Source organism: Companilactobacillus kimchii DSM 13961 = JCM 10707 (assembly GCF_001435445.1).
Lineage (GTDB): Bacteria > Bacillota > Bacilli > Lactobacillales > Lactobacillaceae > Companilactobacillus > Companilactobacillus kimchii.
In genome coordinates, this window is record NZ_AZDH01000005.1 from 96,281 (window position 1) to 118,682 (window position 22,402).

Annotated in this window: 18 protein-coding genes; 13 read left to right on the plus strand and 5 right to left on the minus strand. The window is 34.6% G+C overall.

The genetic code is table 11. The annotated features are described in order from the left end of the window. Positions 1–9: 9 nt before the first annotated feature. Together araA and FC97_RS03095 are read left to right on the plus strand one after the other, a co-directional pair. Entirely contained in the window at positions 10–1,440 is a 1,431-nt protein-coding gene (gene araA, locus FC97_RS03090; protein WP_056967780.1) for an L-arabinose isomerase, read from the plus strand. Positions 1,441–1,691: 251 nt separating this feature from the next. Continuing rightward, positions 1,692–2,456 carry a formate/nitrite transporter family protein gene (locus tag FC97_RS03095; RefSeq protein WP_054642986.1) on the plus strand — a complete coding sequence of 255 codons (765 nt, stop codon included), beginning with the start codon at positions 1,692–1,694 and terminating at the stop codon, positions 2,454–2,456. 29 nt (positions 2,457–2,485) lie between these two features. On the opposite strand, the gene FC97_RS03100 is transcribed toward FC97_RS03095, so the two are convergent. Then, complete coding sequence (locus FC97_RS03100; RefSeq protein ID WP_054642987.1) at positions 2,486–3,238, minus strand: MurR/RpiR family transcriptional regulator; 753 nt, start codon at positions 3,236–3,238, stop codon at positions 2,486–2,488. Positions 3,239–3,415: 177 nt separating this feature from the next. On the opposite strand from FC97_RS03100, the gene FC97_RS03105 reads away from it, so the two are divergent. Further along, a complete protein-coding gene (locus FC97_RS03105; protein ID WP_054642988.1) occupies positions 3,416–5,266 on the plus strand; it encodes a glucose PTS transporter subunit IIA in 1,851 nt (616 codons plus the stop codon). Positions 5,267–5,289: 23 nt separating this feature from the next. Then, positions 5,290–6,759 (plus strand): glycoside hydrolase family 1 protein, encoded by a 1,470-nt coding sequence (locus tag FC97_RS03110; RefSeq protein WP_054642989.1) that lies wholly within the window; start codon positions 5,290–5,292, stop codon positions 6,757–6,759. Positions 6,760–6,825: 66 nt separating this feature from the next. Here the strand turns inward: FC97_RS03110 and FC97_RS03115 are convergent, their stop codons facing one another. Continuing rightward, on the minus strand, positions 6,826–7,698 hold the full coding sequence (locus tag FC97_RS03115; protein ID WP_054642990.1) for an aldo/keto reductase: 873 nt from the start codon (positions 7,696–7,698) through the stop codon (positions 6,826–6,828). Positions 7,699–7,875: 177 nt separating this feature from the next. Between FC97_RS03115 and helD the strand changes: the two genes are divergently transcribed. Then, a complete protein-coding gene (helD, locus tag FC97_RS03120) occupies positions 7,876–10,188 on the plus strand; it encodes an RNA polymerase recycling motor HelD (protein WP_173585307.1) in 2,313 nt (770 codons plus the stop codon). Positions 10,189–10,962: 774 nt separating this feature from the next. Here the strand turns inward: helD and FC97_RS03125 are convergent. Beyond that, on the minus strand, positions 10,963–11,202 hold the full coding sequence (locus FC97_RS03125; protein WP_025085553.1) for a hypothetical protein: 240 nt from the start codon (positions 11,200–11,202) through the stop codon (positions 10,963–10,965). Between the two features lie 180 nt (positions 11,203–11,382). Between FC97_RS03125 and FC97_RS03130 the strand changes: the two genes are divergently transcribed. After that, entirely contained in the window at positions 11,383–12,381 is a 999-nt protein-coding gene (locus FC97_RS03130; RefSeq protein WP_054643031.1) for a tRNA dihydrouridine synthase, read from the plus strand. Between the two features lie 582 nt (positions 12,382–12,963). Here FC97_RS03130 and FC97_RS03140 read toward each other — a convergent pair. Further along, entirely contained in the window at positions 12,964–13,599 is a 636-nt protein-coding gene (locus tag FC97_RS03140; RefSeq protein WP_025085550.1) for a GPP34 family phosphoprotein, read from the minus strand. An 11-nt stretch (positions 13,600–13,610) separates the two neighbouring features. Then, complete coding sequence (locus tag FC97_RS03145; protein WP_082397534.1) at positions 13,611–14,192, minus strand: SGNH/GDSL hydrolase family protein; 582 nt, start codon at positions 14,190–14,192, stop codon at positions 13,611–13,613. A 92-nt stretch (positions 14,193–14,284) separates the two neighbouring features. Here FC97_RS03145 and coaA point away from each other — a divergent pair, with 92 nt between their 5' ends. The 7 genes from coaA (at position 14,285) to sufC (ending at position 22,395) form a co-directional block, all read left to right on the plus strand. Next, positions 14,285–15,211, plus strand: a complete 927-nt coding sequence (gene coaA / locus FC97_RS03150) for a type I pantothenate kinase (protein WP_054642992.1) — start codon at positions 14,285–14,287, stop codon at positions 15,209–15,211. Positions 15,212–15,284: 73 nt separating this feature from the next. After that, positions 15,285–16,835, plus strand: coding sequence for a glutamine-hydrolyzing GMP synthase (gene guaA / locus FC97_RS03155; protein ID WP_054642993.1), 1,551 nt, complete (start codon positions 15,285–15,287; stop codon positions 16,833–16,835). A gap of 201 nt (positions 16,836–17,036) precedes the next feature. Next, positions 17,037–17,918 (plus strand): DNA-methyltransferase, encoded by an 882-nt coding sequence (locus FC97_RS03160; RefSeq protein WP_054642994.1) that lies wholly within the window; start codon positions 17,037–17,039, stop codon positions 17,916–17,918. Between the two features lie 145 nt (positions 17,919–18,063). Further along, the gene (locus tag FC97_RS03165) at positions 18,064–20,253 is read left to right on the plus strand and encodes an N-6 DNA methylase (protein WP_158163576.1); all 2,190 of its coding nucleotides are present in this window, start codon (positions 18,064–18,066) and stop codon (positions 20,251–20,253) included. Positions 20,254–20,325: 72 nt separating this feature from the next. Beyond that, positions 20,326–20,823 carry a hypothetical protein gene (locus tag FC97_RS03170; RefSeq protein WP_056967784.1) on the plus strand — a complete coding sequence of 166 codons (498 nt, stop codon included), beginning with the start codon at positions 20,326–20,328 and terminating at the stop codon, positions 20,821–20,823. Between the two features lie 102 nt (positions 20,824–20,925). Continuing rightward, the gene (locus FC97_RS03175) at positions 20,926–21,465 is read left to right on the plus strand and encodes a dihydrofolate reductase family protein (protein ID WP_054642997.1); all 540 of its coding nucleotides are present in this window, start codon (positions 20,926–20,928) and stop codon (positions 21,463–21,465) included. Between the two features lie 138 nt (positions 21,466–21,603). Continuing rightward, the gene (gene sufC, locus FC97_RS03180) at positions 21,604–22,395 is read left to right on the plus strand and encodes a Fe-S cluster assembly ATPase SufC (RefSeq protein WP_054642998.1); all 792 of its coding nucleotides are present in this window, start codon (positions 21,604–21,606) and stop codon (positions 22,393–22,395) included. Positions 22,396–22,402: the final 7 nt, after the last annotated feature.

Consider the following 22,402-nt stretch of genomic DNA (forward strand, 5'->3'; position numbering starts at 1 on the left):
GAATACACTATGAAAGATATTAAAGATTACGAATTTTGGTTTATTACTGGAAGTCAATTTTTATATGGACCTGAAACTTTGAAGTCAGTTGAAAGTGATGCTAAAGAAATTGTCGATAAGTTGAATGAATCAAAGCAATTACCTTATCCTATTAAATTCAAATTAGTTGCTACAACTGCTGAGAATATCATTAAGATTATGAAGGAAGTTAACTACAACGATAAAGTTGCAGGTGTCATTACTTGGATGCATACATTCTCACCTGCCAAGAATTGGATTCGTGGAACTAAATTGTTGCAAAAGCCTTTATTGCATCTAGCTACACAAAAATTAAATTATATTCCATACGATACAATTGATTTCGATTATATGAATTTGAATCAGTCAGCTCATGGTGATCGTGAATATGCCTTTATCAACGCACGTTTGCACAAGAATAATAAGATTATCTCTGGTTACTGGGGTGACGAAGATATTCAAAAATCTATTGCCAAATGGATGGACGTAGCCGTTGCTTACAATGAATCATTCAATATCAAAGTCGTTACATTCGGTGGCAAGATGAGAAATGTTGCAGTAACTGATGGTGATAGAATCGAAGCTCAAATTAAATTTGGCTGGACTGTTGATTATTGGGGTGTTGCCGACTTAGTAAAAGAAGTCAATGCTGTTTCAGAGAGCGATATCGATAATAAATATAAAAAACTTCAAGAAGAATATGACTTCAATGAAGGAGACAATGATTCTGAAAAATTCGAACACAATACTAAGTATCAAATCAGAGAATACTTTGGTATTAAGAAGTTTATGGATGACAGAGGTTATACAGCCTTCACTACTAACTTTGAAGACCTAGAGGGCTTGGAACAATTACCTGGACTAGCCGTTCAACTCTTGAATAAAGAAGGTTATGGATTTGCTGGTGAAGGTGATTGGAAGACTGCCGCATTGGACAGATTGCTTAAGATTGCCGCTCACAATAAGCAAACAGGATTCATGGAAGATTACACACTAGACTTACGTAAGGGTCATGAAGCTATTTTAGGCTCACACATGTTGGAAGTTGACCCTACAATTGCTTCTACTAAACCTAGAGTTGAAGTACATCCACTAGATATTGGTAACAAAGCTGATCCTGCAAGACTAGTATTTACTGGTTCACAGGGGGATGCAATTGATGTAACTATGGCTGACTTCGGTAAGGAATTCAAATTGATTTCTTATGATGTCGAAGGAAATAAGCCAGAAAAGGAAACTCCACATCTACCAATTGCTAAACAACTTTGGACACCTAAACAAGGTTGGAGAAGAGGTGCTGAAGAATGGCTAACAGCTGGTGGTGGACACCATACAGTTCTTTCATTCGCAGTAGACTCTGAACAAATAACAGATTTGAGTAAGATGTTTGGGTTAACTTATGAGAATTTAAATTTGAAGTAATTGTTGTAATTTCATACCTTCACGAAATAATATAAAATATTCTTAAATCAAAAGACTTTCATATCAGCCATTTATTGGCCAGTATGAAAGTCTTTTTTAGTACTGATAAGCCAATCAGTTAAAAGGGTGGTTGATTATACATATTTTTATATTATTTAATAACACGAACAATAACAGAAATTCAATTGACATAGTTCGTAAATAGATGCTATCTTTAATTCAACAAATCAAAAAAGGTAGGGAATTTATCTATGTTTACCCCTGAGGAGATCTTAGAGAAGAGTATTAATGCTGGTGTAGGAAAGTTAAGAAAAACATTGATTGCCAAAATGATACTTGGTTTTATCGGTGGAGCCATGATCTCCATTGGATTTTTGGCTTATGTTAGAGTTACTGCTTCAATTCCGAAAGACTTGGCTAGTGTTAAATCATTAGTCGGTGGAACAGTTTTTCCTATCGGTTTGATCGTTATCTTATTAGCTGGTGGAGAATTGGCTACGGGGAATATGATGGCAGTTGGAGCATCGTTTTTATCAAAGAAAGCTTCAATACTAGATTACGTGAAGAATTTACTAATAATTACGTTATTCAATTTTATCGGGGCAATTTTTGTCGCTTATTTCTTTGGTCATGTGGTCGGATTGACTCATGCTGAACCATTTAGACAAGCTGTAATTGCGGTAGCTGCTGGTAAAACTAGCGCCGGATTTTGGTCAGCATTTGTTTCGGGTATCGGTTGTAACTGGCTAGTTGGTTTAGCTGTTTGGCTCTCATTTGGGGCTAAAGATGGAGCTGGTAAGATTCTTGGTATCTGGTTTCCAATCATGATTTTTGTAGCGGTTGGTTTTCAACATAGTATTGCTAATTGTTTCATTATTCCTGCAGCAATTTTTGAAGGTGGAAGTACATGGAGTTTGTTCTTGCAAAATTTTATTCCAGTTTACTTGGGTAACATCATCGGCGGATTAGTTTTTGTCGCTGGATTCTACTACCTCAGTTATAAGAAAGATAAATAAGACACTGACAAATTTTGTCAGTGTCTTTTTTAAACTTTTTCATGAATTAAATTTAATAACATTTCTACAAATAAAATTGGAATTGATTGACCATCAGTCACGGATCGGTTTGAAAAGACAGATCCTGGTAGAACAATTGTTTCAGGAAAAATTTTGGATAGTTCGGCTTTCGGATTCAGAGTTATCAAAAATGAATGTGGAGGCATGTCGTTTGTTAGATCAGGTAAAAAATTTGAGAAGTCTTGTTTGTTACCACTGACAGAGAAGAGTACCAAGGTTGAAGAATTTTTCATGGTTCTAGTGATATGAGCCGAATTGATATAGTCATTGGAATATAAAGACGGTTTTCCTAGGTCACTTAAACCATAATAAAGTTCTTTGGCCGGAAAAGATGAATAGTAAATACCTAACAAGTAATTAAGCTCGTCATTCATTAAACAATCAATTAGGTAATCAATCTGTTTGTGGTCAATTTGTTGCATTTGATTGATGACTTTTGCGTAATCCGTCAAATAATTGTTAATAAGATCATTAGGGTTAGCTTTCTGACGGCGATTGTGTAAGTAATTGAGAATTTCGAAACGAAATTCTTTATAACCCTGGAATCCCAACGATTGGCAGAATCTTAAAACAGCTGATGTCGAGGTTTTAGCTTCACTGGCCAATTTGGTAATGGTAAAGGTTTCAATATTATCAGGATGTTTAATAATGTATGAACTGACTTTTTGCTCAGATTTGGAAAGTTCTAAATGTTGCTTTTTTATGCTTTCAATTATATCCATGGGTGTCCTCGTTTAATTCATGCTAATTTAACTTTAAATATTAATGATAAAATTGTCAATTATCTATGGCAATTATTTTAAAAACCATTGACAGCGTTTACAAAACGGTGCTAATATAACGGCATACAATAATTTTATCAATTCATTTTGACAAAATTGTCAAGAAAGAGGCTAACTATGGATTACAAAAAATTGGCCGCAGATATTGTAGAGAATGTCGGTGGCGAAAGTAATATTGAAATTGTTAATCATTGTATGACGCGTCTAAGATTCAATTTGAAGGATGTATCCAAGGCTAATAAAGAAAACTTGGAAGACCTTGATGGTGTTTTAGGTGTCGTTTATGCTGGTGAACAATACATGGTTATTTTAGGCCAGAATTTAATTCCTACTTATAATGCTGTAGTTAAGGATTTTAATCTTACAGCGGGCAGTAATGTAGATGAGAACCTTGATGACATGGATAAGAAAAAAGATCCATTAACTTGGAAAAATGTTGGTAGTAAGGTGATAGGATTCATTTCAGCCTCAGTTACACCATTACTGCCTGGACTTATTGCTGGAGGTATGATGAAAGTTGCTCTTTTACTTGTTGTGACTTTCTTCAATCCACAATATGCTAACTCTAGTTCTTACGCTTTACTCTCGGCAATTGCAGACGCACCATTTTATTTCATGCCAATTATTGTTGCTTATGGTGCAGCTACAAAGTTAGGAGGTACACCAGTTTATGCAATGGTTGCTACGGCTTCTTTGTTACATGGGAATTTCACTTCCTTAGTAACTGCTGCAAAACACGCTACTTTGTTTGGAATCAACGTACCAATGCTTAATTATGGAAGCACATTATTACCGGCCTTATTAATCGCTATCACGGCATATTATGCTGAAAAATTTTTTAACAAGATTGTACCGGGAATTTTTCGATCCGTCTTTGTAGGCTTAGGAACTATTTTTATTGCTGGATCTTTAGGATTCTTAATCTTAGGACCTTTGGGTAATTTATTAGGTCAAGGAATTGCTTCAGGATTTATGTTCTTAAATAGTACTGTTGGACCATTGGCAGTAGGGTTATTAGCTGCATGTCTACCTTGGATGGTAATGGCAGGAATGCACACGGTTTTGACGCCATTCATGCCACAATTGTTAAGCAATCCAGGCTATGATGCCATTTTGCGTCCGGCATTCTTAATTCATAATATGGCCGAAGGTGGTGCCAACTTAGGTGTTGCGGCAAGAACGAAGGATGCTAAATTTAGAAGTGAATGCTTATCTCTAGCAATTGGCTGTATTGTTGCTGGGGTTACTGAACCCGCTATTTATGGTGTTAATTTGAAGTATCGTCGCCCGATGTATGGTGTTATGGCCGGTGGTTTCGTTGGAGGATTCTTGGCCAGTTTATTAGGTGCCAAAGCTTATGTTATGGGTTATTCGAATGTTTTAGCTCTACCAATTTTCCAAAATACAATTATGGCAATGGTCGTTGGTATTATTGCAGCTATTGCAACATCAGCCGTTGTAACGTTTGTTTTAGGCATTGATGAAAAATCCGCTAAAAAAGTTACTGATCCTGTTCAAGAAACGTATCCTGATGATGCCATTGTTTCAGTTAGTGATGGAACTTTGATGAACATTGAGAATGTTAATGATGAAGCCTTCTCACAGAAGCTTTTAGGCGATGGAATTGCTATTAAATTGAAGAATGATTTTGTTTGTTCACCTGCTAATGGTACTTTGGAGACGATGTTTCCAACTGGTCATGCCTTTGGGGTCTTGACTAATGAAGGAGTAGAACTACTAGTTCACATTGGCTTAGATACTGTAAAAGCCAAAGGGGATGGATTCGATGTTTTAGTTAAGCAGGGTGAAAAAGTACGTGCTGGTCAACCAATTGTTAGAGTAGATAGAGCTAAATTGGAAAAAGCAGGATACGATTTAACTACGATGTTGGTAATTACGAATGCAAATAATCAAGAAATTGATTTGAAAGAATCAGGAAACGTCAACGTTGGAACATTACTTATTTAAAAATAATATTGGAGGATAAAAATATGTCAAAAAAATTACCAAAAGGCTTTCTTTGGGGCGGTGCTACAGCTGATTTTCAATATGAGGGTGGTTTCAATGAAAGCGGACGAGGTCTACTTTCTCACGATTATGAAACTGATGGTTCAAAGGAACATCCACGTCATCACACGATGAAGATGCCAGATGGATCAATTATTGAGCCCAAAAGTTCATTTATTTTAGCCGATTCAGTACCTACAGAAGCAGAGCCTGTCTTTTTGGATGACGAATATTATCCTAGTCACAATGCGGTTGATTTCTACCATCATTACAAAGAGGATATTAAATTGATGGCCGGTATGGGTTTCAATATCTTCAGATTCTCCGTCTGTTGGAGTCGAATTTTTCCAACTGGTGAAGAGGCAGAACCTAATGCAGCGGGATTGAAATTTTACGATGATGTTATTAATGAAATGGCTAAATATAATATGGAACCATTAATTACCATTTGCCATGATGAAATGCCCATGAATTTAGCTTTGAAATATAATGGTTGGACTTCTCGAAAAGTTATCGATGCCTATGTTAAATATGCTAAAACATTATTTGAACACTTTGGTAATCGTTGTAAGTATTGGTTAACCTTCAATGAAATCAATGCTGTACGTGGTTTTGGACCTACTGGAGTTAGAAATTCTGAAGGACAAGATCGTTATCAAGCTGATCATAATATGTTCGTAGCCTCTGCTAAGGCTGTTAAATTGGGTCACAAATTGATTCCTGGTAGTCAATTTGGAACAATGTTTGCAATGAGTGGCGCTTATCCAGCTACATGTAAACCAGAAGACATGTTCCATTACCTCCAAGAAAAACGTGAGAACTGGTACTTCATTGATATCATGGGACGCGGCTATTATCCAGAATATGCAGCTGAACTTTTGCAACGCCATAATGTTAAAGAATTACATATGGAACCAGAAGATGCTCAGATTTTGAAAGAGGGACAATTGGATTACATCGCCTTCAGTTATTACCGTTCTAATACGACAAAAGCCGGTGATGATTGGTTTAATGTTGGTGGCGACTCCAATCCATATTTGAAAGAAACTCCATGGGGTTGGCCTGTTGATCCACTGGGATTGAGATATACAATGAATGAGGTTTATGATCGTATTCAAAAGCCAATCTTTATTGTTGAAAACGGAATGGGTGCAGTCGATAAGGCTGATGAAAATGATTATGTTGAGGATGATTATCGAATTGATTATCTCAAAGATCACTTGTCAGCCATGGCTGATGCTATCAACATTGATCACGTACCATGTTTAGGCTATACAATGTGGGCTCCAATTGATTTAGTTTCACTCTCAACCGGAGAAATGAAGAAGCGTTACGGTTTTGTCTATGTCGATATGGATGACAAGGGCCATGGTACCTTGAAACGTACACCTAAAAAGTCTTACAACTGGATGAAACATATTATAGAAACAAATGGTTCAGCTTTAGATGAATAACGAAAAAACCTCGGTCCATTTTTAGGACACGAGGTTTTTGCTTCTATTACTATTTTTGCAAGTCTACTATTTTTGCAAGTCAGATAATTTTTCGAAATCTTCATCGCTTAATTTTACGTTAGCGGCACTTAAATTGTCCTTCAAGTGGTCTAATGAACTAGTTCCGGGAATAGGGATAATATTATCAGAACGTTTCAATAACCAAGCTAAAGCAATTTGTGCAGGGCTGGCGTTATATTTCTTAGCAATATCGTTTAATGGACTATTGGCTTGAACAAGATTACCAGTATCGAGAGGGAACCAAGGTAGGAAAGCCATATGGTTCTTTTCAGCATAATCGACAATGGCATCATCATCTTTATGATGACCAACGTTGTACATATTTTCTACAGCATCAATCTTAGCTATCTTTTGAGCAGCCTTTAATTCGTCAAGTGATACTTGGCTGATACCGATGTGCTTAATTTTACCCTCATCTTGCATCTTCTTTAATTCACCAATTTGATCCTCGATTGGAATGTGTGAGTCAATTCTGTGCAAGAATAATAAATCTTCGTGATCACGGTTGAACATACGTAATGAAAGTTCTACTTCTTGGCGAAGGAAGGCTGGAGTTCCAACAGGAACCCATTCGTTTTCACCAGTTCTAACTTGACCAACTTTATCTGAGATAAAAATCTTATCTGAATCAGAATATTCTTTCAATGCTTTTGCCAAATATGAATCGGCATTCCAAGGTCCGTAAGAATCTGCAGTATCTACGAAATTAACACCCAAATCAAAAGCACTTTTGATCAATTCAACAGCTTGAGCAGGATCTTTGTATGGTCCCCAAACGCCATTACCAGTTAATTGCATGGTACCGTAACCTAAACGATTGACGATAAAGTCATCATCAAATTTGAAAGTACCTGCGTTAGTAGCATTAATCTTATCCATTAAAAATCCTCCTATTGCTAAATAATTTACACTGTTACGTTAATCAATTTACTCATTTTATACAAACATTTGCTCCAAAAAATATAAACTTGAGCAAGCCATATATGATAATTTAATATTTTTGAATTACTAAAAAAATAGTGGTAACATTATATAACTTTAATTTAAGAGGTTATTATGACAGATAAATCTATGGTTAATGAACTAGACGAAAAAAAGCTTGAACAAGCACATTTAGAAGATGTGGTTGGAAAGATTAAAAAGTCTGAGGGCCAACTCCGTGAACACATGGAAGTTGCTGAAGAAGATTTAAAAGTTATCAATAATGCTTTTGATGACATTCACTTAGGCATGGATGGAGACTCAATCTCTATGGATGCCGCACTTTCTATTCATCAGCAACAACAGATGTTGGACGAAAGAAACAATAGTTGGCAACAATCCAAACAACGTTTGGGTATTTTGAAGAAGTTGGAAAAGAATCCATTCTTCGCCCGCTTAGATTTCCAAGAAAAAGGAGAACCTAAGAAGGAAACTGTTTATATCGGTTTAAGTTCTTTTACTGATAAAAACGATCATTTCTTAGTTTACGATTGGCGTGCTCCGATTTCTTCGATTTACTACGATGGTAAATTGGGAAAAGTCACATATATGACACCCGATGGGGAACAAGAAGTTGATCTCTTTTTGAAGCGTCAATTTCTAGTTGAAAACGGCAAGATCAGAGCTTACTTCGATACCCAAGAAACTATCGGTGACCAAATGTTGCTGGAAGTTTTGGACGGTAAATCTTCTACTCATATGAAGGGTATCGTTAAGACAATTCAAAAGGAACAAAACAAGATTATTCGTGATACTAAGTCGAAACTTTTGTTTGTTCAAGGTGCCGCCGGCTCTGGTAAGACTTCGGCTATTTTGCAAAGAATCGCGTTCCTATTATATAGGTATCGTGGAACGTTAACTTCTAGCCAAGTTGTTATGTTCTCACCAAATTCACTTTTCAACGATTATATCAAAGATGTTTTGCCTGAAATGGGTGAACAGAACATGGTGCAAATGACTTACAAACAATTCTTAGCACGTCGTTTGCCTAATTTGACCGTTGAAAGTTTGGCTCAACAATTTGAAACGGTTGTTGATGCTGACAATAAAAATATCGGTAAATTTGTTTCAGATGTTGAATTCTTTAATATTATGACGAATTACAGTAAGTTGTTAGACCAAAGTGGAATGGCATTCAAGGACATCAAATTTCAAGGGAAAGTCTTCATTTCTAAAGAAAAGATTCAAGAAATCTATTATAGTTACGGTCCCCAATACAATTTGGGTAATCGACTAGATGCGACCGTTGACCGTTTGATCAAATTACTTCACCGTAAGATTGGTGCAGAAATGCGTTCTAAATGGGTTGCTGAAAGAATTGAAAACTTGAGTAAGGAACAACTACAGGCACTCTACAGTACAGCTGACCAAGAATTTAAAAATGGTGATGAAGAAAATAGATTTTTGGCTCGTAAGATTGTCACAGCTATGTTGCAGGGTGTCTACAAGAATATTAAACGTTTGAGATTCTTGAATGTGGCAGCTAACTACTTGAATTTCTTAAAAGCCGTTCCGCAAATTACAGATTTAAATAAGTGGGATATTACCGCAGAACAATGGAAGAATTACGTTGATAACTTTGTTAAATCATTTACTAACAAACAAATTTCAATGAATAATTTAAGCCCATATTTGTACTTGTATGACTTAGTAACTGGTCGTCATGGTGAATTGGAAATGAAGTTTGTCTTTATGGATGAAATTCAAGATTACACACCATTCCAGTTGGCTTATATGAAATTCAAATTCCCACGTGCTCGCTATACCATGTTAGGGGATTTGAATCAGTCGATCTTTACTAAGAAGAACAGTCAAACTCTGCTTTCTGAAGCTCAAAAATTATTTGACGCTGACGAAACTCGAGTTGTTCAGTTGGTTCACTCATATCGTTCGACAAAACAAATTACGGACTTTACGAAGGCAATTTTGACAAATGGTCAAAAAATCGAACCATTCAATCGTGATGGGGACTTGCCTAACATGTATTGTGCGAAAGATGAACAGGAATCGTTGCAACAAGTTAAAGCACAATTGGCTGAAAATGACGAACACAATTTCACAACGGCTATTATTGCCAAAACTTTGGAAGATGCTGAGCATTTACACGATCAACTCAAAGAAAATGGCGTTAAATCTACTTTGATTCGTTCAGAAAATCAACGTTTAGCCGCTGGAACTATTGTCTTGCCATCATTCTTGGCTAAAGGTTTGGAGTTTGACGCAGTTATTATGTGGGATGCTTCAAAGGACAAGTTTTCTGAAGATGAGCAACAGTTAGTTTACACAATTGCTTCACGTGCAATGCACAAGTTGACTATTACATCGATCGGTGAATTTTCACAATTACTTCAACGAGTACCAGAAAAGTATTATCAGTTGATGAAATAACCGAGGTTCTATAGTTTGTTGGGATGGAAGATGCCGTCCTCCGCGGAATTTGGGAATGCATTGGAACGCCATGGGCACGATTTGAAACTAATTATTTTACACTTCGTGCAAAATAATGGATTTCCAAAGTCGGCCTTATTGTAACCGGCAAAGCCGGTAACAATAATTTCATAGCTGAACGCATTCCCAATTTCCGCTCCAGACTGAATAACGAGTTTTATCCTTTATCTCAATTAATTCGAAAATTAAAGTGGCATCTATTTTGAAATGTAAATCTCTATTTTTTAACAGGGATTGAAATTCAGAATAGGTGCTATTATTTTGGAATAAAATTTGGAAGATCAAACTTATATAGAATTCAAATTTAGTGCTGAACGTATTCCAAAATTTCTTTTAGGACTGAATAACGAATTTTATCCTTATATCTTAATCAATTCAGAAATCAAAATAGCATCTATTCTGGAATACTGACCTCTGCTTTTTAGCAGGGATTGGAATTCAGAATAGATGCTATTATTTTGGATTAAAAATTTAGAATATTAAATTTCAATAGAACTAACATTTAGACCGGAGCAACAAGAAAATTGGCTCAGCCATGAAGTTTATCTTAGCAATTTATTGCTTAGATAAAGGCCGAACTTGAAGATCCATGAATTTGCACAAAGTGCAAATTTATTAGCTTCCAGTCGGCCCATGGCGTTCCAGCCAAATTTTCTTGTTGCGGAGGACGGCATACTTAACTAACAATAACAATAACTACACCGTCTAAAATCACTAGTTGTTCTTAATAATATCCTTAAAGAAGTCAACAGTAATATCGAATAATGGCTTTAAAATAGCTAAGATTAATAACAATAAATCCACAAACAATAACTGAACTAACCATGTGACTGACATATTAGTTGTGAAGTGGAAGTAAAGTGCAAATAATCCTAGGAATACTGCCACGAAAACAAAAATGTAAGTAATCGCTAGTCTTGTGATTCTTTCTGAATTTGTTTCTTTATTTTCCATGGCTTTTTCCCCCTCAAATATAAATAAATAGTTTAATTGTTAACGCTTACATTATAACATTTTAGGGCTTTGCATGTATATTTTCTAAAATATTTAAAGGATTAAAAACTTGCACTCAACCTTTCGAAATAGGTATAGTTGAGAGTATTGTAATTGAAAATTTTGATTGGAAGTGAGAGAGTGACCCAGTCAACTTACTGGAATCGCATTGCCGAAAAAGCTAAGAAGGAAAATCGTCCTTTCTTCAGTTTGGCACCAATGGAGGCTGTAACCGGATCAGTCTTTAGAAGAGTAGTTCAAAAAGCTGCTGCTCCGGATGTATTTTATACTGAATTTACTAATGCTTTAGCTATTAATCATCCTTTGGCTAAAGAAGCAACTAAGGGAAGATTGTATATTGACCCTAAAGAGGACCCTAAACCAATTGTTCAACTATGGGGTAACTCTGGTGAAGATTTCGCCAAAGCAGCTGTAGAAGTCAAAAAGCAAGGTTATGAGGCAATTGACATCAACACTGGTTGTCCTGATATTGCCGTAATCAAAAATCATAGTGGAAGTGACTTAATTCGTCATTTTGATACCGCCAAAGAAGTTATCGAGGGCGCTCGTGAAGCTGGATTACCAGTCAGTGTCAAAACTCGTTTAGGCTTCAGTGAAATTTCTGAATATAAGGAATGGATTCCTTTCTTATTGGAACAACAAGTTCCCGTTTTAACAGTTCATGTCAGAACTAAGGAAGAAATGAGTAAAGTTCCGGCTCACTATGAGTTGATCGACGATTTAGTTAAGATGCGTGATGAAATTGCACCAGATACGTTGTTGCAAATTAATGGTGACATTATGAATTATCAAGAAGGAATCAAATTAGCTCAAGAACATCCTGGTGTGGATGGAATTATGATTGGACGAGGAATTTTCTCTGATCCATTTGCCTTTGAAAAAGAACCACAACAACATTCAAGTACTGAACTCTTGAATTTGTTGCGTTACCAACTTGATTTGTACGATGAATTTGTGGCTAAAGGAATTCCTGGTCATTTTGCACCATTGCAACGTTTCTTCAAGATTTATGTTCGTGGAATGAAACATGCTGCTGAAATTAGAAATGATTTGATGCAAACTAAGACAACTGATGATGCCCGTAAAGTTATTGATAAAATTGAGAATAATGGATACTAAAAAAGAGAGCGGGACATAACATGTTCAGCTTTCGAGCATTAAAGGAAATAGGACCAGGTAATCGTATTTTGATTACCTGGTCCTATTTGTTTTAAGCGGAAAAAGTTATGTTATGTTCCACGTTTATGCTGCATATATTGATCAATAAAGCAGTTTTGTTTAACTTAATAAGGTTAGAGTGACACGATTCAAACGTTTCGACAATTTAAACAATTTATCATAAGTTGAATCTTTTTGATAAAATTCGTTGCTACAAAACTTACTGCAATGTTATTCTGACGATAAATTGATGAGAGGGAAAACTCGATATATGAATTCCATGAAAAAATATATATTTTGGTTAACTGTATCTTTTAGCTTAATTGGCAGTTTCATTAATACATTTCTTCCCGAATTATTTGGGTATAAATTCATGATTATTGTCCAATCATTCCCAATTGTAGTAAAAATACTAATTCAATTAATTGTACTTGTATTAGTATTTTTAACTTTTCCTTACAAAAACAAGGAGAAATAAAACATTCATAGATTATGAAAATAGTGAATACTAAAAAAGCGAAGTCACGTGACTTCGCTTTTTGTTTAACTTAATAAGGTTAATGTGACACGATTCAAACGTTTCGACAGTTCAAACAATTTGTCATAAGTTGGGTCTTTTTGATAAAGAGCAATCTTATCTTTCAATTGTTTCTGTTCGAATTGTGAGAAGTAGAATTTCAAGTCGTGGTTACCATAGAGGGTAGCTAATAAAGCAAAGGCTTCAGGAGAAATTTTATCTGCCGTCAGGATTTCCTTTCGAAGATCAGCTACCAATTCACGTTTTACACTGCGGTTAGGTAAGTAGTTATTTGTTTTAAAAACTAATCCGGTAACTGCTTTAGTTACATCGACTTTGTTGACGAGTGAGTCACCAATTTCGTTGTAAATGATTCGTGTGATTTTTTCATTCGTAGCCATGGCTCTCAAAACATGAGTGACACTTTTACCTTGATTCTTGTTGATGATCTGGAAGAACTCGTTGAGGTACTTCTTGTCGTCAGGCAAAACTTTGTTAATGATGACACTGTTATCAGTTAGATCGATGATATCGTTTAAAGCTAAATCGAAAAATGAGCTTTCAGCTAGATAGGCACGACGTCTGGTATTCTTAAAGATTCGGATACTACCTTTTTCATTACACGATAAAATAAAATATTTTTGAGGAATATTTAACTCCATAAAGTGCTCCTTCAATTCGACACTAACTCATTTTGTTTGGCCAGTGTGGCTTTAATTTCTGGTATTAATTCGTCTTCTAAAAGATTATAACCTTGTTTGGTAAAGTGCAAACCGTCATTCTGCAGCAAATCGTTCAGATTAGCGCTATTTGCCATATCGTGAAGCAAATCGATATACGATACGTCTAGTTGTTTACTCAAATGTTCCGTCACCAATTCAAATTGGAGTTGGCGAGTCCAAGGTCGTTTAGGATTCTTGCGCCAATCCGCAAATGGTGGAGAAAGTAGAATAACTTTTTGACTGCCTAATGTATCAATCATACTCATTAAGTTGGCAGCAAATTTGCCAGGCTTAATTTCATCGTCTACCGAAATATCGTTGATACCAAATCCTAAAATAACGATTCTAGGATCTAATTTTCTCACGCGATCAACTCGTGTCATAGCATTATTGGTTTTGTAGTCGGCAATCGACATATTAATAACCTCGTAACCTGGAAAGTCTTTGCGAATGCGCTTAGCCAACGTATCGGTAGCCTTGCCATCGCGTAGACCCATCAGGGTTGAGTCCCCAAATAATACTATTCTCTTCATATATTATTTCCTTTTTTAAAAAAGTTCTATACTATACTAGAATACCAGAAAATAAATAAAAGTTAATTACTATATTAGGTAGGTTTAACAATATGCAAAGTTTAGCTAACTATGATGAGTTCTCAAGAAAAGAGTGGGAAAACTTTCATGGTGAATACAAGAAACAAGCCATTACTGATGGAGAATTGCGGAAGATCAAGTCTTTAGACGATGAAATTTCAATTGATGACGTCCGTTCAGTGTATGCTCCGATTCGCCATTTACTACATATTTACTTAAAGAACTATCGCAAATTAACCAAGTTAAAGAATGAATTTTTAAATAATAAAACACGCAAGGTTCCATTTGTAATAGGTGTTTCCGGTTCAGTTGCTGTGGGTAAGAGTACGACCGCTCGATTGTTGAAGATTATGTTAGAGCGTTCTTATCCACAATATAAAGTGGCACAGATGACAACGGATGGTTTTTTGTATCCCAGTAAAATTTTAAAAGAACGTCATTTAATGGATAAAAAGGGATTTCCAGAAACATATGATATGTCCAAACTGTTAGATTTCTTAGGTGAAGTCAAAACTCGCGGTGGCAAAATACGATATCCTTTATATTCACATAACATTTATGATATTATTCCTGGAAAATACGAAGAGTTAGATAATCCAGATATTTTGATCGTTGAAGGGATAAATGTATTACAATTGCCTCAGAACGAACAGATCTATGTCAGTGATTTCTTTGATTTTTCAATTTATATTGATGCAGAGGTCAATGATATTGAGGAATGGTTCTTAAATCGATTTGAGACGCTTTTAGATTTAGCGAGAAATGATCCTAACAGTTATTACTATCAATTCACTCAGATTCCTGAAACTGAAGCGATGGAAATGGCGAAAAATGTGTGGAATACGATTAATTACCCTAATTTGCGTGATTATATCAAGCCAACTATGAACCGAGCTGACCTTATTTTGCACAAATCTGAGGATCACCAGATCGATAAAATTTATCTCAGGAAATATTAAGCGTTAACAATATATGACATGGAACTAATTTTCGTATACAATAGAATAAATAAAAAAAGTGGGGGAAATTGATTTGAGCAAGCAATGGCCAGATGCTGATAGCATCATTGTTCTAGACTACGGTAGTCAATACAATCAATTGATTACTCGTAGAATCAGAGATATTGGCATATACTCTGAATTACTACCAAATACTATTACTGCTGCAGAAGTTAAAGAAATCAATCCTAAAGGTATTATCCTTTCTGGTGGACCTGATAGTGTCTACGACGAAGGCGCCTTTACAATCGACCAAGACATTTACAAGTTAGGTATTCCTATCCTTGGTATTTGTTATGGTATGCAATTGATGTCTTATAACCTTGGCGGTAAAGTCGAATCAGCAAGCAACCGTGAATATGGTCACGCTGATATTACAGTTACTGATAAAGATGCTGTATTATTCAAAGACTTACCTGAAAAACAATACGTTTGGATGAGTCATGGTGATCTTGTTAAAGAAGCTCCAAAAGGCTTTAAAGTAGTTGCTACAAGTAAGAATGCACCTATTTCATCAATTGCTGATGATGAACGTAAGATGTACGGTGTACAATTCCATACCGAGGTTAGAAATACTGAATTCGGTTCAGAAATCTTGAAGCATTTCGCATTCGACGTTTGTGAAGCAAAAGCTAACTGGTCAATGGATGATTTCATTGATCAACAAATTCAAAAGATTCGTGAAACTGTTGGTGACAAGAAGGTTCTTCTTGGTTTATCCGGTGGTGTTGATTCTTCTGTTGTTGGTGTTTTACTACACAAAGCTATCGGTACACAATTGACAAGTATCTTCGTTGATCATGGTCTTCTTCGTAAGAACGAAGCCGATCAAGTTATGGACAGTTTGAAAGGCAAGTTTGGTTTGAACATCATCAAAGTTGATGCTCAAAAACGTTTCCTAGACAAACTAGCTGGTGTAACTGATCCAGAAAAGAAACGTAAGATTATTGGTAACGAGTTTATCCAAGTGTTTAATGATGAAGCTCAAAAGCTTGATGGTATTGACTTCTTAGCACAAGGTACACTTTATACTGATGTTATCGAAAGTGGTACAAGTACTGCTCAAACAATTAAATCTCACCATAACGTTGGTGGACTTCCAGAAGACATGCACTTCAAGTTGATTGAACCTCTACGTACATTGTTCAAGGATGAAACCCGTGAATTAGGTGAAAAACTAGGTATGCCACATGAATTAGTATGGCGTCAACCATTCCCAGGCCCAGGTCTTGGAATTCGTGTTATTGGTGAAGTTACCGAAGACAAACTTCAAATCGTTCGTGATAGTGATTGGGTCTTACGTGACGAAATTGCTAAGAATGGTTTAGACGAAAAGATTTGGCAATACTTCACAGTCTTGCCAGGTATTCGTTCAGTTGGTGTCATGGGTGATGGTAGAACATACGATTACACAATCGGAATTCGTGCCGTTACATCTATTGATGGTATGACAGCTGACTTTGCTAAGATTCCTTGGGATGTATTGCAAAAGATCTCAGTTAGAATCGTAAACGAAGTAGATCATGTCAATCGTGTAGTTTATGATATTACTTCTAAGCCGCCCGCAACTATTGAGTGGGAATAATATTCTGTAGAAAATATACTAAATGAAAAGCCGCGTAAATCAACATTGGTTTACACGGTTTTTATTATCTTATATAAAATATACAATTTCATAACGTAATTTTGTATGTAAGATTATATTAATAAAACAAGATATTTGGTTCCTTTAGAAATTATTCATTTAGTAATGTAAAATAATTAATTGTGAAAAGGGTGAGTATTGATGCATGATGATGATCTTTGTGGAAAAAAAGAATTGTATAAAAGTAAGTTTATCAATAACGTTATTCAGGGCGATTCTTTAGAACAAATGGAATTGATACCTGATAATTCGATTGATATGGTTTTAGCAGATTTACCGTATGGTTCTACTCAAAATAAATGGGATAGTGTGATTCCATTAGATAAATTATGGGATCAATATCATAGAATTGTTAAAAGAAATGGTGCAATGGTTTTTACTGCATCAGGATTGTTTACAGCACAATTAATGATGTCGAATACAAGTGAATACAAATATAAATATGTTTGGGAGAAATCTAAAGCAACCAATTTTTTAAATGCAAAAAAACAACCACTTAGAAAACATGAAGACATACTTGTATTTTATAGAAAACAACCAACGTACAATCCGCAGATGACAAAAGGAAATGCATATTCAAAAGGAATTAGAAAAAATCAAGTAACGGGCTCTTATGGAGATTTTGATCCTACATTAGTTGAAAGTAAAGGAGCAAGATATCCCGTGGATGTAATTTATTTTAAAACCGCCGAATCAGAGGGGCCTGTAGTACATCCAACTCAAAAACCTGTGGCATTAGGTAGATATTTAATTAGAACTTTTACTAATCCAGGGGATGTAGTATTGGATAATACATCCGGATCTGGTTCTTTTCTTATTTCAGCATTACTAGAAGGAAGAAATTTTGTTGGTATAGAAAAAAATAAAGATGTTGCTCTGTTTAAGCATGCACCTGTTGATTATATAGAGGTTACAAAGGAACGCGTCAATGCTGTTATTGAAGATATGGGATTACTCGATAAGGATGTTTTAAATAAGGTTATTGATGTTAATTTGACAGCTGGTATTCATGGATTTAATTAATGAGATTGGATGTATTTTTTGCATCAACCGTTTATTAGGCTAATGTTTTTCTAAGAAATAATCTTTGATTTTAATTACTCTCTTATTCATACTATTAATATATGAGTAAGAGGGCATTTTAATTGAGGACATGGTTATTAAAATAATGAAGACTAGTATTAAAGCTAACGAACGTAGCGAAGGTGGGGAACTTATAACCCAAATGAATTTACTTTTTCAAGAGAACGATTGGCGTTTTAAATCAGCAATTGGTGAATTATCTGTAAGTACTAGAGGGAGTATGGATGATCGTAATACTACGCTTTATCCGGATGCCATTGTATTTTCTGATGAAGCAAAACTTCTTCCAATTATGGGATGGGAATTTAAAATGCCAGACGTATCGATTGATAATGATGAGTATTATGCTAATGCTCGTGATAAGGCGGATAGATTAGGAACGAATGTTTTTGTTCTATGGAATTTTCAATATTGTAAAGTTTATTATAGATTACCTGATAAAACGTGGTCTAAAATACCAGCTAGAGAATACGATGAATATTCATCAATTTTAATCAATCGAAAATCAGTCCACGATAACTTTAATGTATGGCATAAGCAATTGGAAAAAGTAATGTCTGATTTAAATTCAGATATGATTAATGATCTTTATAACGTCGCACCAATACAATTTAATATTTCAAACTATGTTTCAACTATTTCTGATTTGTTAACTCCTATTACATCTGAATACCTGTTGGGTCTAGGCGACTTTCAACTAATGGCTAGAATTAGGGAGTGGGTGCGAAACGAAAATGCTGAGTTTTCGGATATAAAAAATAATATGGTAAATAATAAAGAGGCTTCTCTATTATTTTCTAAAAACTTAATAATTAGATGGGTAAATAGAATTATTTTTTGTAATCTTGCTAGGAAAAATAAAAATGTATTTTCTGATATCTTAAATGATTTTAATATGACTGAAAATATTGAGGCCTTTCAAGTATCCCTTAATATGACGGTAAAAATCACAGATTTTTATACCATATTGTATGTGGATAAAGATGAAATTAATATTCCTAATAGTGTTACGAGTAGTTTGGCAGAATTTAGTAGATACTTATGGAATATAAATTTGTCTCAAACAGATGAAAATTTTGTATCTAAAGTATTAGAATCCATAGTTAAAGAAACTAAGCGTCAGTTAATGGGATTGTATACAACACCCCCACGGTTAGCTCAGTTACTGGTGAATTTAACAATGATAAATACTAATGGGAATTATGCAGATTTTACGGTTGGTTCTGGAACAATTGTCAAAGCAATGATAGATAAATTAAGAGAGTTTAATAGTATAGAAAAAATTCATAATCAGATTTGGGCATCAGATAAATATTCATACCCTTTGCAAATTGCCAATTTTAATATGACATCGAGCGATTCATTTAATCTTAAGAATATTGTTTTTCAACATAATGCATTGAATTTAAAGGTGAATGAAACAGTAAAAATCGTTAATCCACAAACAGGTAAAAATGAATCTCTGCGATTGCCACAAATGGATGCTATAATTTCTAATCTCCCATTTGTGAGCAGCAATAATAAATCAAAAGAAGATAAAGAATTACTATCTAAAATATTAAAAGAATATCATATGAATGCTAAAACTGATTTATATCAGGGCTTAATCTTATATTTTAAAGGTCTTATAAAAAATTGTAGTAGTTCTAGAATAGGGGTTATAGTATCTAATTCATGGTTTAAAAATTTGAAATCATCTTCATTTTTTGAGATCCTGATCAAAGAATTTGATGTAAAGGAAATAATATATTCTGATGTATCAAGGTGGTTTAATAATGCTTCTGTGGTGGCATGTATTTTAATATTGTCTCCTAAATCTGATTGTAGTGAAAAATCAAAATTTATATCATTGGAAACTGATATTCGTGTATCATCGTATGATGATATTGAAAAGTTGTCTGATCAAATAATGGCTGGAACGAATTCTAAATTATTTAGAATGTATGAGTATTCAACAGATAATATTAAAAAAATGATACATAGTGGAATTTGTATGGAGGCCTTATTCGATAATCTTGATTGGTATGGTAAAATATTGGACTCTAATATTTTATGCTCAATAAATAATATTGGAAAGATTCAACGTGGTACTAGAACAGGTGGAGATTCGATTTTTATAACTGATGGTATCAAAACAGATAAAACTGATTCGTCTCCTTATGTTAAGTCGATTAAAGAAATTACCAGTTTATACGCTAAACCGTCAGGTTTGTACTTTTTTTATACAAAGGATTCTATAGAATCTTTAAAGAATAAGAAACATTTAGTTACTTAAAAATATATAAAATCGATAGAAAATACTCGTAGGGCAATTATTCAAAAAGAAAAACATAGTGACAAATGGTATATGGCTGAGGATAAACCCAAATATGGTGATTTTATTACATCGTTGAATCCAGATAAACGTTTTTTTTGGTCAGCATTTGATGAACCCAGTGCCATTAATCAAAGAGTTGTGGCGCTTTCTTTGAATAATAGATTTTATCAAAGAAAAAGTCTAATACATGCATTATTAAATTCGATAATACCGTTATTCATATTGTGTGGTAGTGGCTTTGCACGTGGTAAAGGTGTTGTTGATTTGACAGCAGATTCATTGCAACAATTTAGTATTTTGAATCCAGATTTGTTGGATATAAATCAAGAGAATAGAATCTTGAAATCATGGAAAATAGTAAGTAAAAAAATTGTTATGAATATAAAAGATCAATTAGAAGATAAAGACTGGATTAGTTTCAATAAAGTTGTTCTTGATGAGTATGGCATAGATAGATCTGTTTATGATCAAGCTATGAATTCAATTAAAAAAATGATTGATAGACGATCTAATATTAGAAATTCATAGGTCTAAATTAACTGGAGATGATTTTTGGAATAGCCTTTTATTAGTAACTTCAACTGCAAGAATATACAATATGTTTAACCAGAAGAACCGGAGGATAGACATATGACACGTAAAGTTATTCTATTCATCGCGGAAACTTTAGATGGATATATTGCAGAAGAAAATGGCAACATTGACTATTTGATTGATAATGATTTTACATCTGGTGAAGACAATGATCGTGAATATGAGAAATTAGTTAAGCATGTGGATTCAGTAGTCATGGGGCGCAAAACTTATGATCAGGTGGCTAATAAATTATCGCCGGATAGTTATCCTTATGATGATTTTGATAATTACATAATGACTCGCCAGCCAATTGATGATGTCGGTAATTTGCATTTTGTAGATGGTGATATTGTTGATTTGGTTAAGGGGTTGAAGAATAGGTCATCGAATAAAGATATTTGGATCATTGGTGGCAGCAGTATCATTGCTCCATTAGTTAACAGTGACCTAATCGATGTTTATCAAATAGGAATTGTTCCAATTATTTTGGGAAAAGGTATTCCTTTATTCTCAGATAAAACAAAGTTTAAAGAACTAAATTTGATATCAGCTAAAAAAGTTAACGGTATCGCCTATCTTGAATATAGTAAGTAAAAAAATAAGAGCATCTCTGATTGAAGTCAGGGATGCTCTTTTAGTATTGATAACTGTTTTTCTATGTTTAATAATGCTGTAGAATACTAATCAACGAGTGATATAAAGGAATATTAATTAATATTTGGGAGAATAAAAATGGCAGAATTGTTAATAAAAGAACTTCATGTAGAAGTTACAGATGAAGAGAAAAAAACTAGCAAGGAAATTCTCAAAGGCGTTAATTTAGAAATGAAGACCGGTGAAATCCATGCCATCATGGGACCTAACGGAACGGGTAAATCGACTTTGTCACAAACCATTATGGGTCAAAAGAATTATCATATGACTCACGGTGATATTCTGCTAGATGGTCAAAGTATTTTGGACATGCCAGTCGACGAACGTGCACGTAAAGGATTATTCTTGGCAATGCAATATCCGGCCGAAATTCAAGGTGTTACTAATGCTGAATTCTTACGCGCTGCAATCAATGCTAGACGACCAGAAAACGACAAGATTTCAGTTATGGACTTTATTAAGGAATTAGATAAGAATTTGGAATTATTAGATATGAGTGAGGCAATGACAGAGCGTTACTTGAATGAGGGTTTTTCCGGTGGTGAAAAGAAACGTAATGAAATTTTGCAATTATTGATGATTAAACCAAGTTTTGCCTTATTGGATGAAATTGATTCTGGACTTGATATCGATGCACTTAAAGTTGTTTCAAAAGGTGTCAACTCCATGCGTGGCGATAATTTTGGAGCTTTGATTATCACTCACTATCAAAGACTATTGAATTATATCAAACCAGATGTGGTTCATATTATGATGGACGGAAGAATTGTAAAGACTGGTGATGCGCAGTTAGCTCAAAAACTTGAAGATGAGGGTTATGCTGGCTTGCGTGATGAATTAGGACTTGATGTGAATCTGATTGACGACTAAGGGGATA

Coding starts and splice junctions, on each gene's coding strand:
- araA (WP_056967780.1), top strand. CDS start 10: ATGAAAGATATTAAAGATTACGAATTTTGGTTTATTACTGGAAGTCAA.
- FC97_RS03095 (WP_054642986.1), top strand. CDS start 1,692: ATGTTTACCCCTGAGGAGATCTTAGAGAAGAGTATTAATGCTGGTGTA.
- FC97_RS03100 (WP_054642987.1), bottom strand. CDS start 3,238: ATGGATATAATTGAAAGCATAAAAAAGCAACATTTAGAACTTTCCAAA.
- FC97_RS03105 (WP_054642988.1), top strand. CDS start 3,416: ATGGATTACAAAAAATTGGCCGCAGATATTGTAGAGAATGTCGGTGGC.
- FC97_RS03110 (WP_054642989.1), top strand. CDS start 5,290: ATGTCAAAAAAATTACCAAAAGGCTTTCTTTGGGGCGGTGCTACAGCT.
- FC97_RS03115 (WP_054642990.1), bottom strand. CDS start 7,698: ATGGATAAGATTAATGCTACTAACGCAGGTACTTTCAAATTTGATGAT.
- helD (WP_173585307.1), top strand. CDS start 7,876: ATGACAGATAAATCTATGGTTAATGAACTAGACGAAAAAAAGCTTGAA.
- FC97_RS03125 (WP_025085553.1), bottom strand. CDS start 11,202: ATGGAAAATAAAGAAACAAATTCAGAAAGAATCACAAGACTAGCGATT.
- FC97_RS03140 (WP_025085550.1), bottom strand. CDS start 13,599: ATGGAGTTAAATATTCCTCAAAAATATTTTATTTTATCGTGTAATGAA.
- FC97_RS03145 (WP_082397534.1), bottom strand. CDS start 14,192: ATGAAGAGAATAGTATTATTTGGGGACTCAACCCTGATGGGTCTACGC.
- coaA (WP_054642992.1), top strand. CDS start 14,285: ATGCAAAGTTTAGCTAACTATGATGAGTTCTCAAGAAAAGAGTGGGAA.
- FC97_RS03160 (WP_054642994.1), top strand. CDS start 17,037: ATGCATGATGATGATCTTTGTGGAAAAAAAGAATTGTATAAAAGTAAG.
- FC97_RS03165 (WP_158163576.1), top strand. CDS start 18,064: ATGAAGACTAGTATTAAAGCTAACGAACGTAGCGAAGGTGGGGAACTT.
- FC97_RS03170 (WP_056967784.1), top strand. CDS start 20,326: ATGGCTGAGGATAAACCCAAATATGGTGATTTTATTACATCGTTGAAT.
- FC97_RS03175 (WP_054642997.1), top strand. CDS start 20,926: ATGACACGTAAAGTTATTCTATTCATCGCGGAAACTTTAGATGGATAT.
- sufC (WP_054642998.1), top strand. CDS start 21,604: ATGGCAGAATTGTTAATAAAAGAACTTCATGTAGAAGTTACAGATGAA.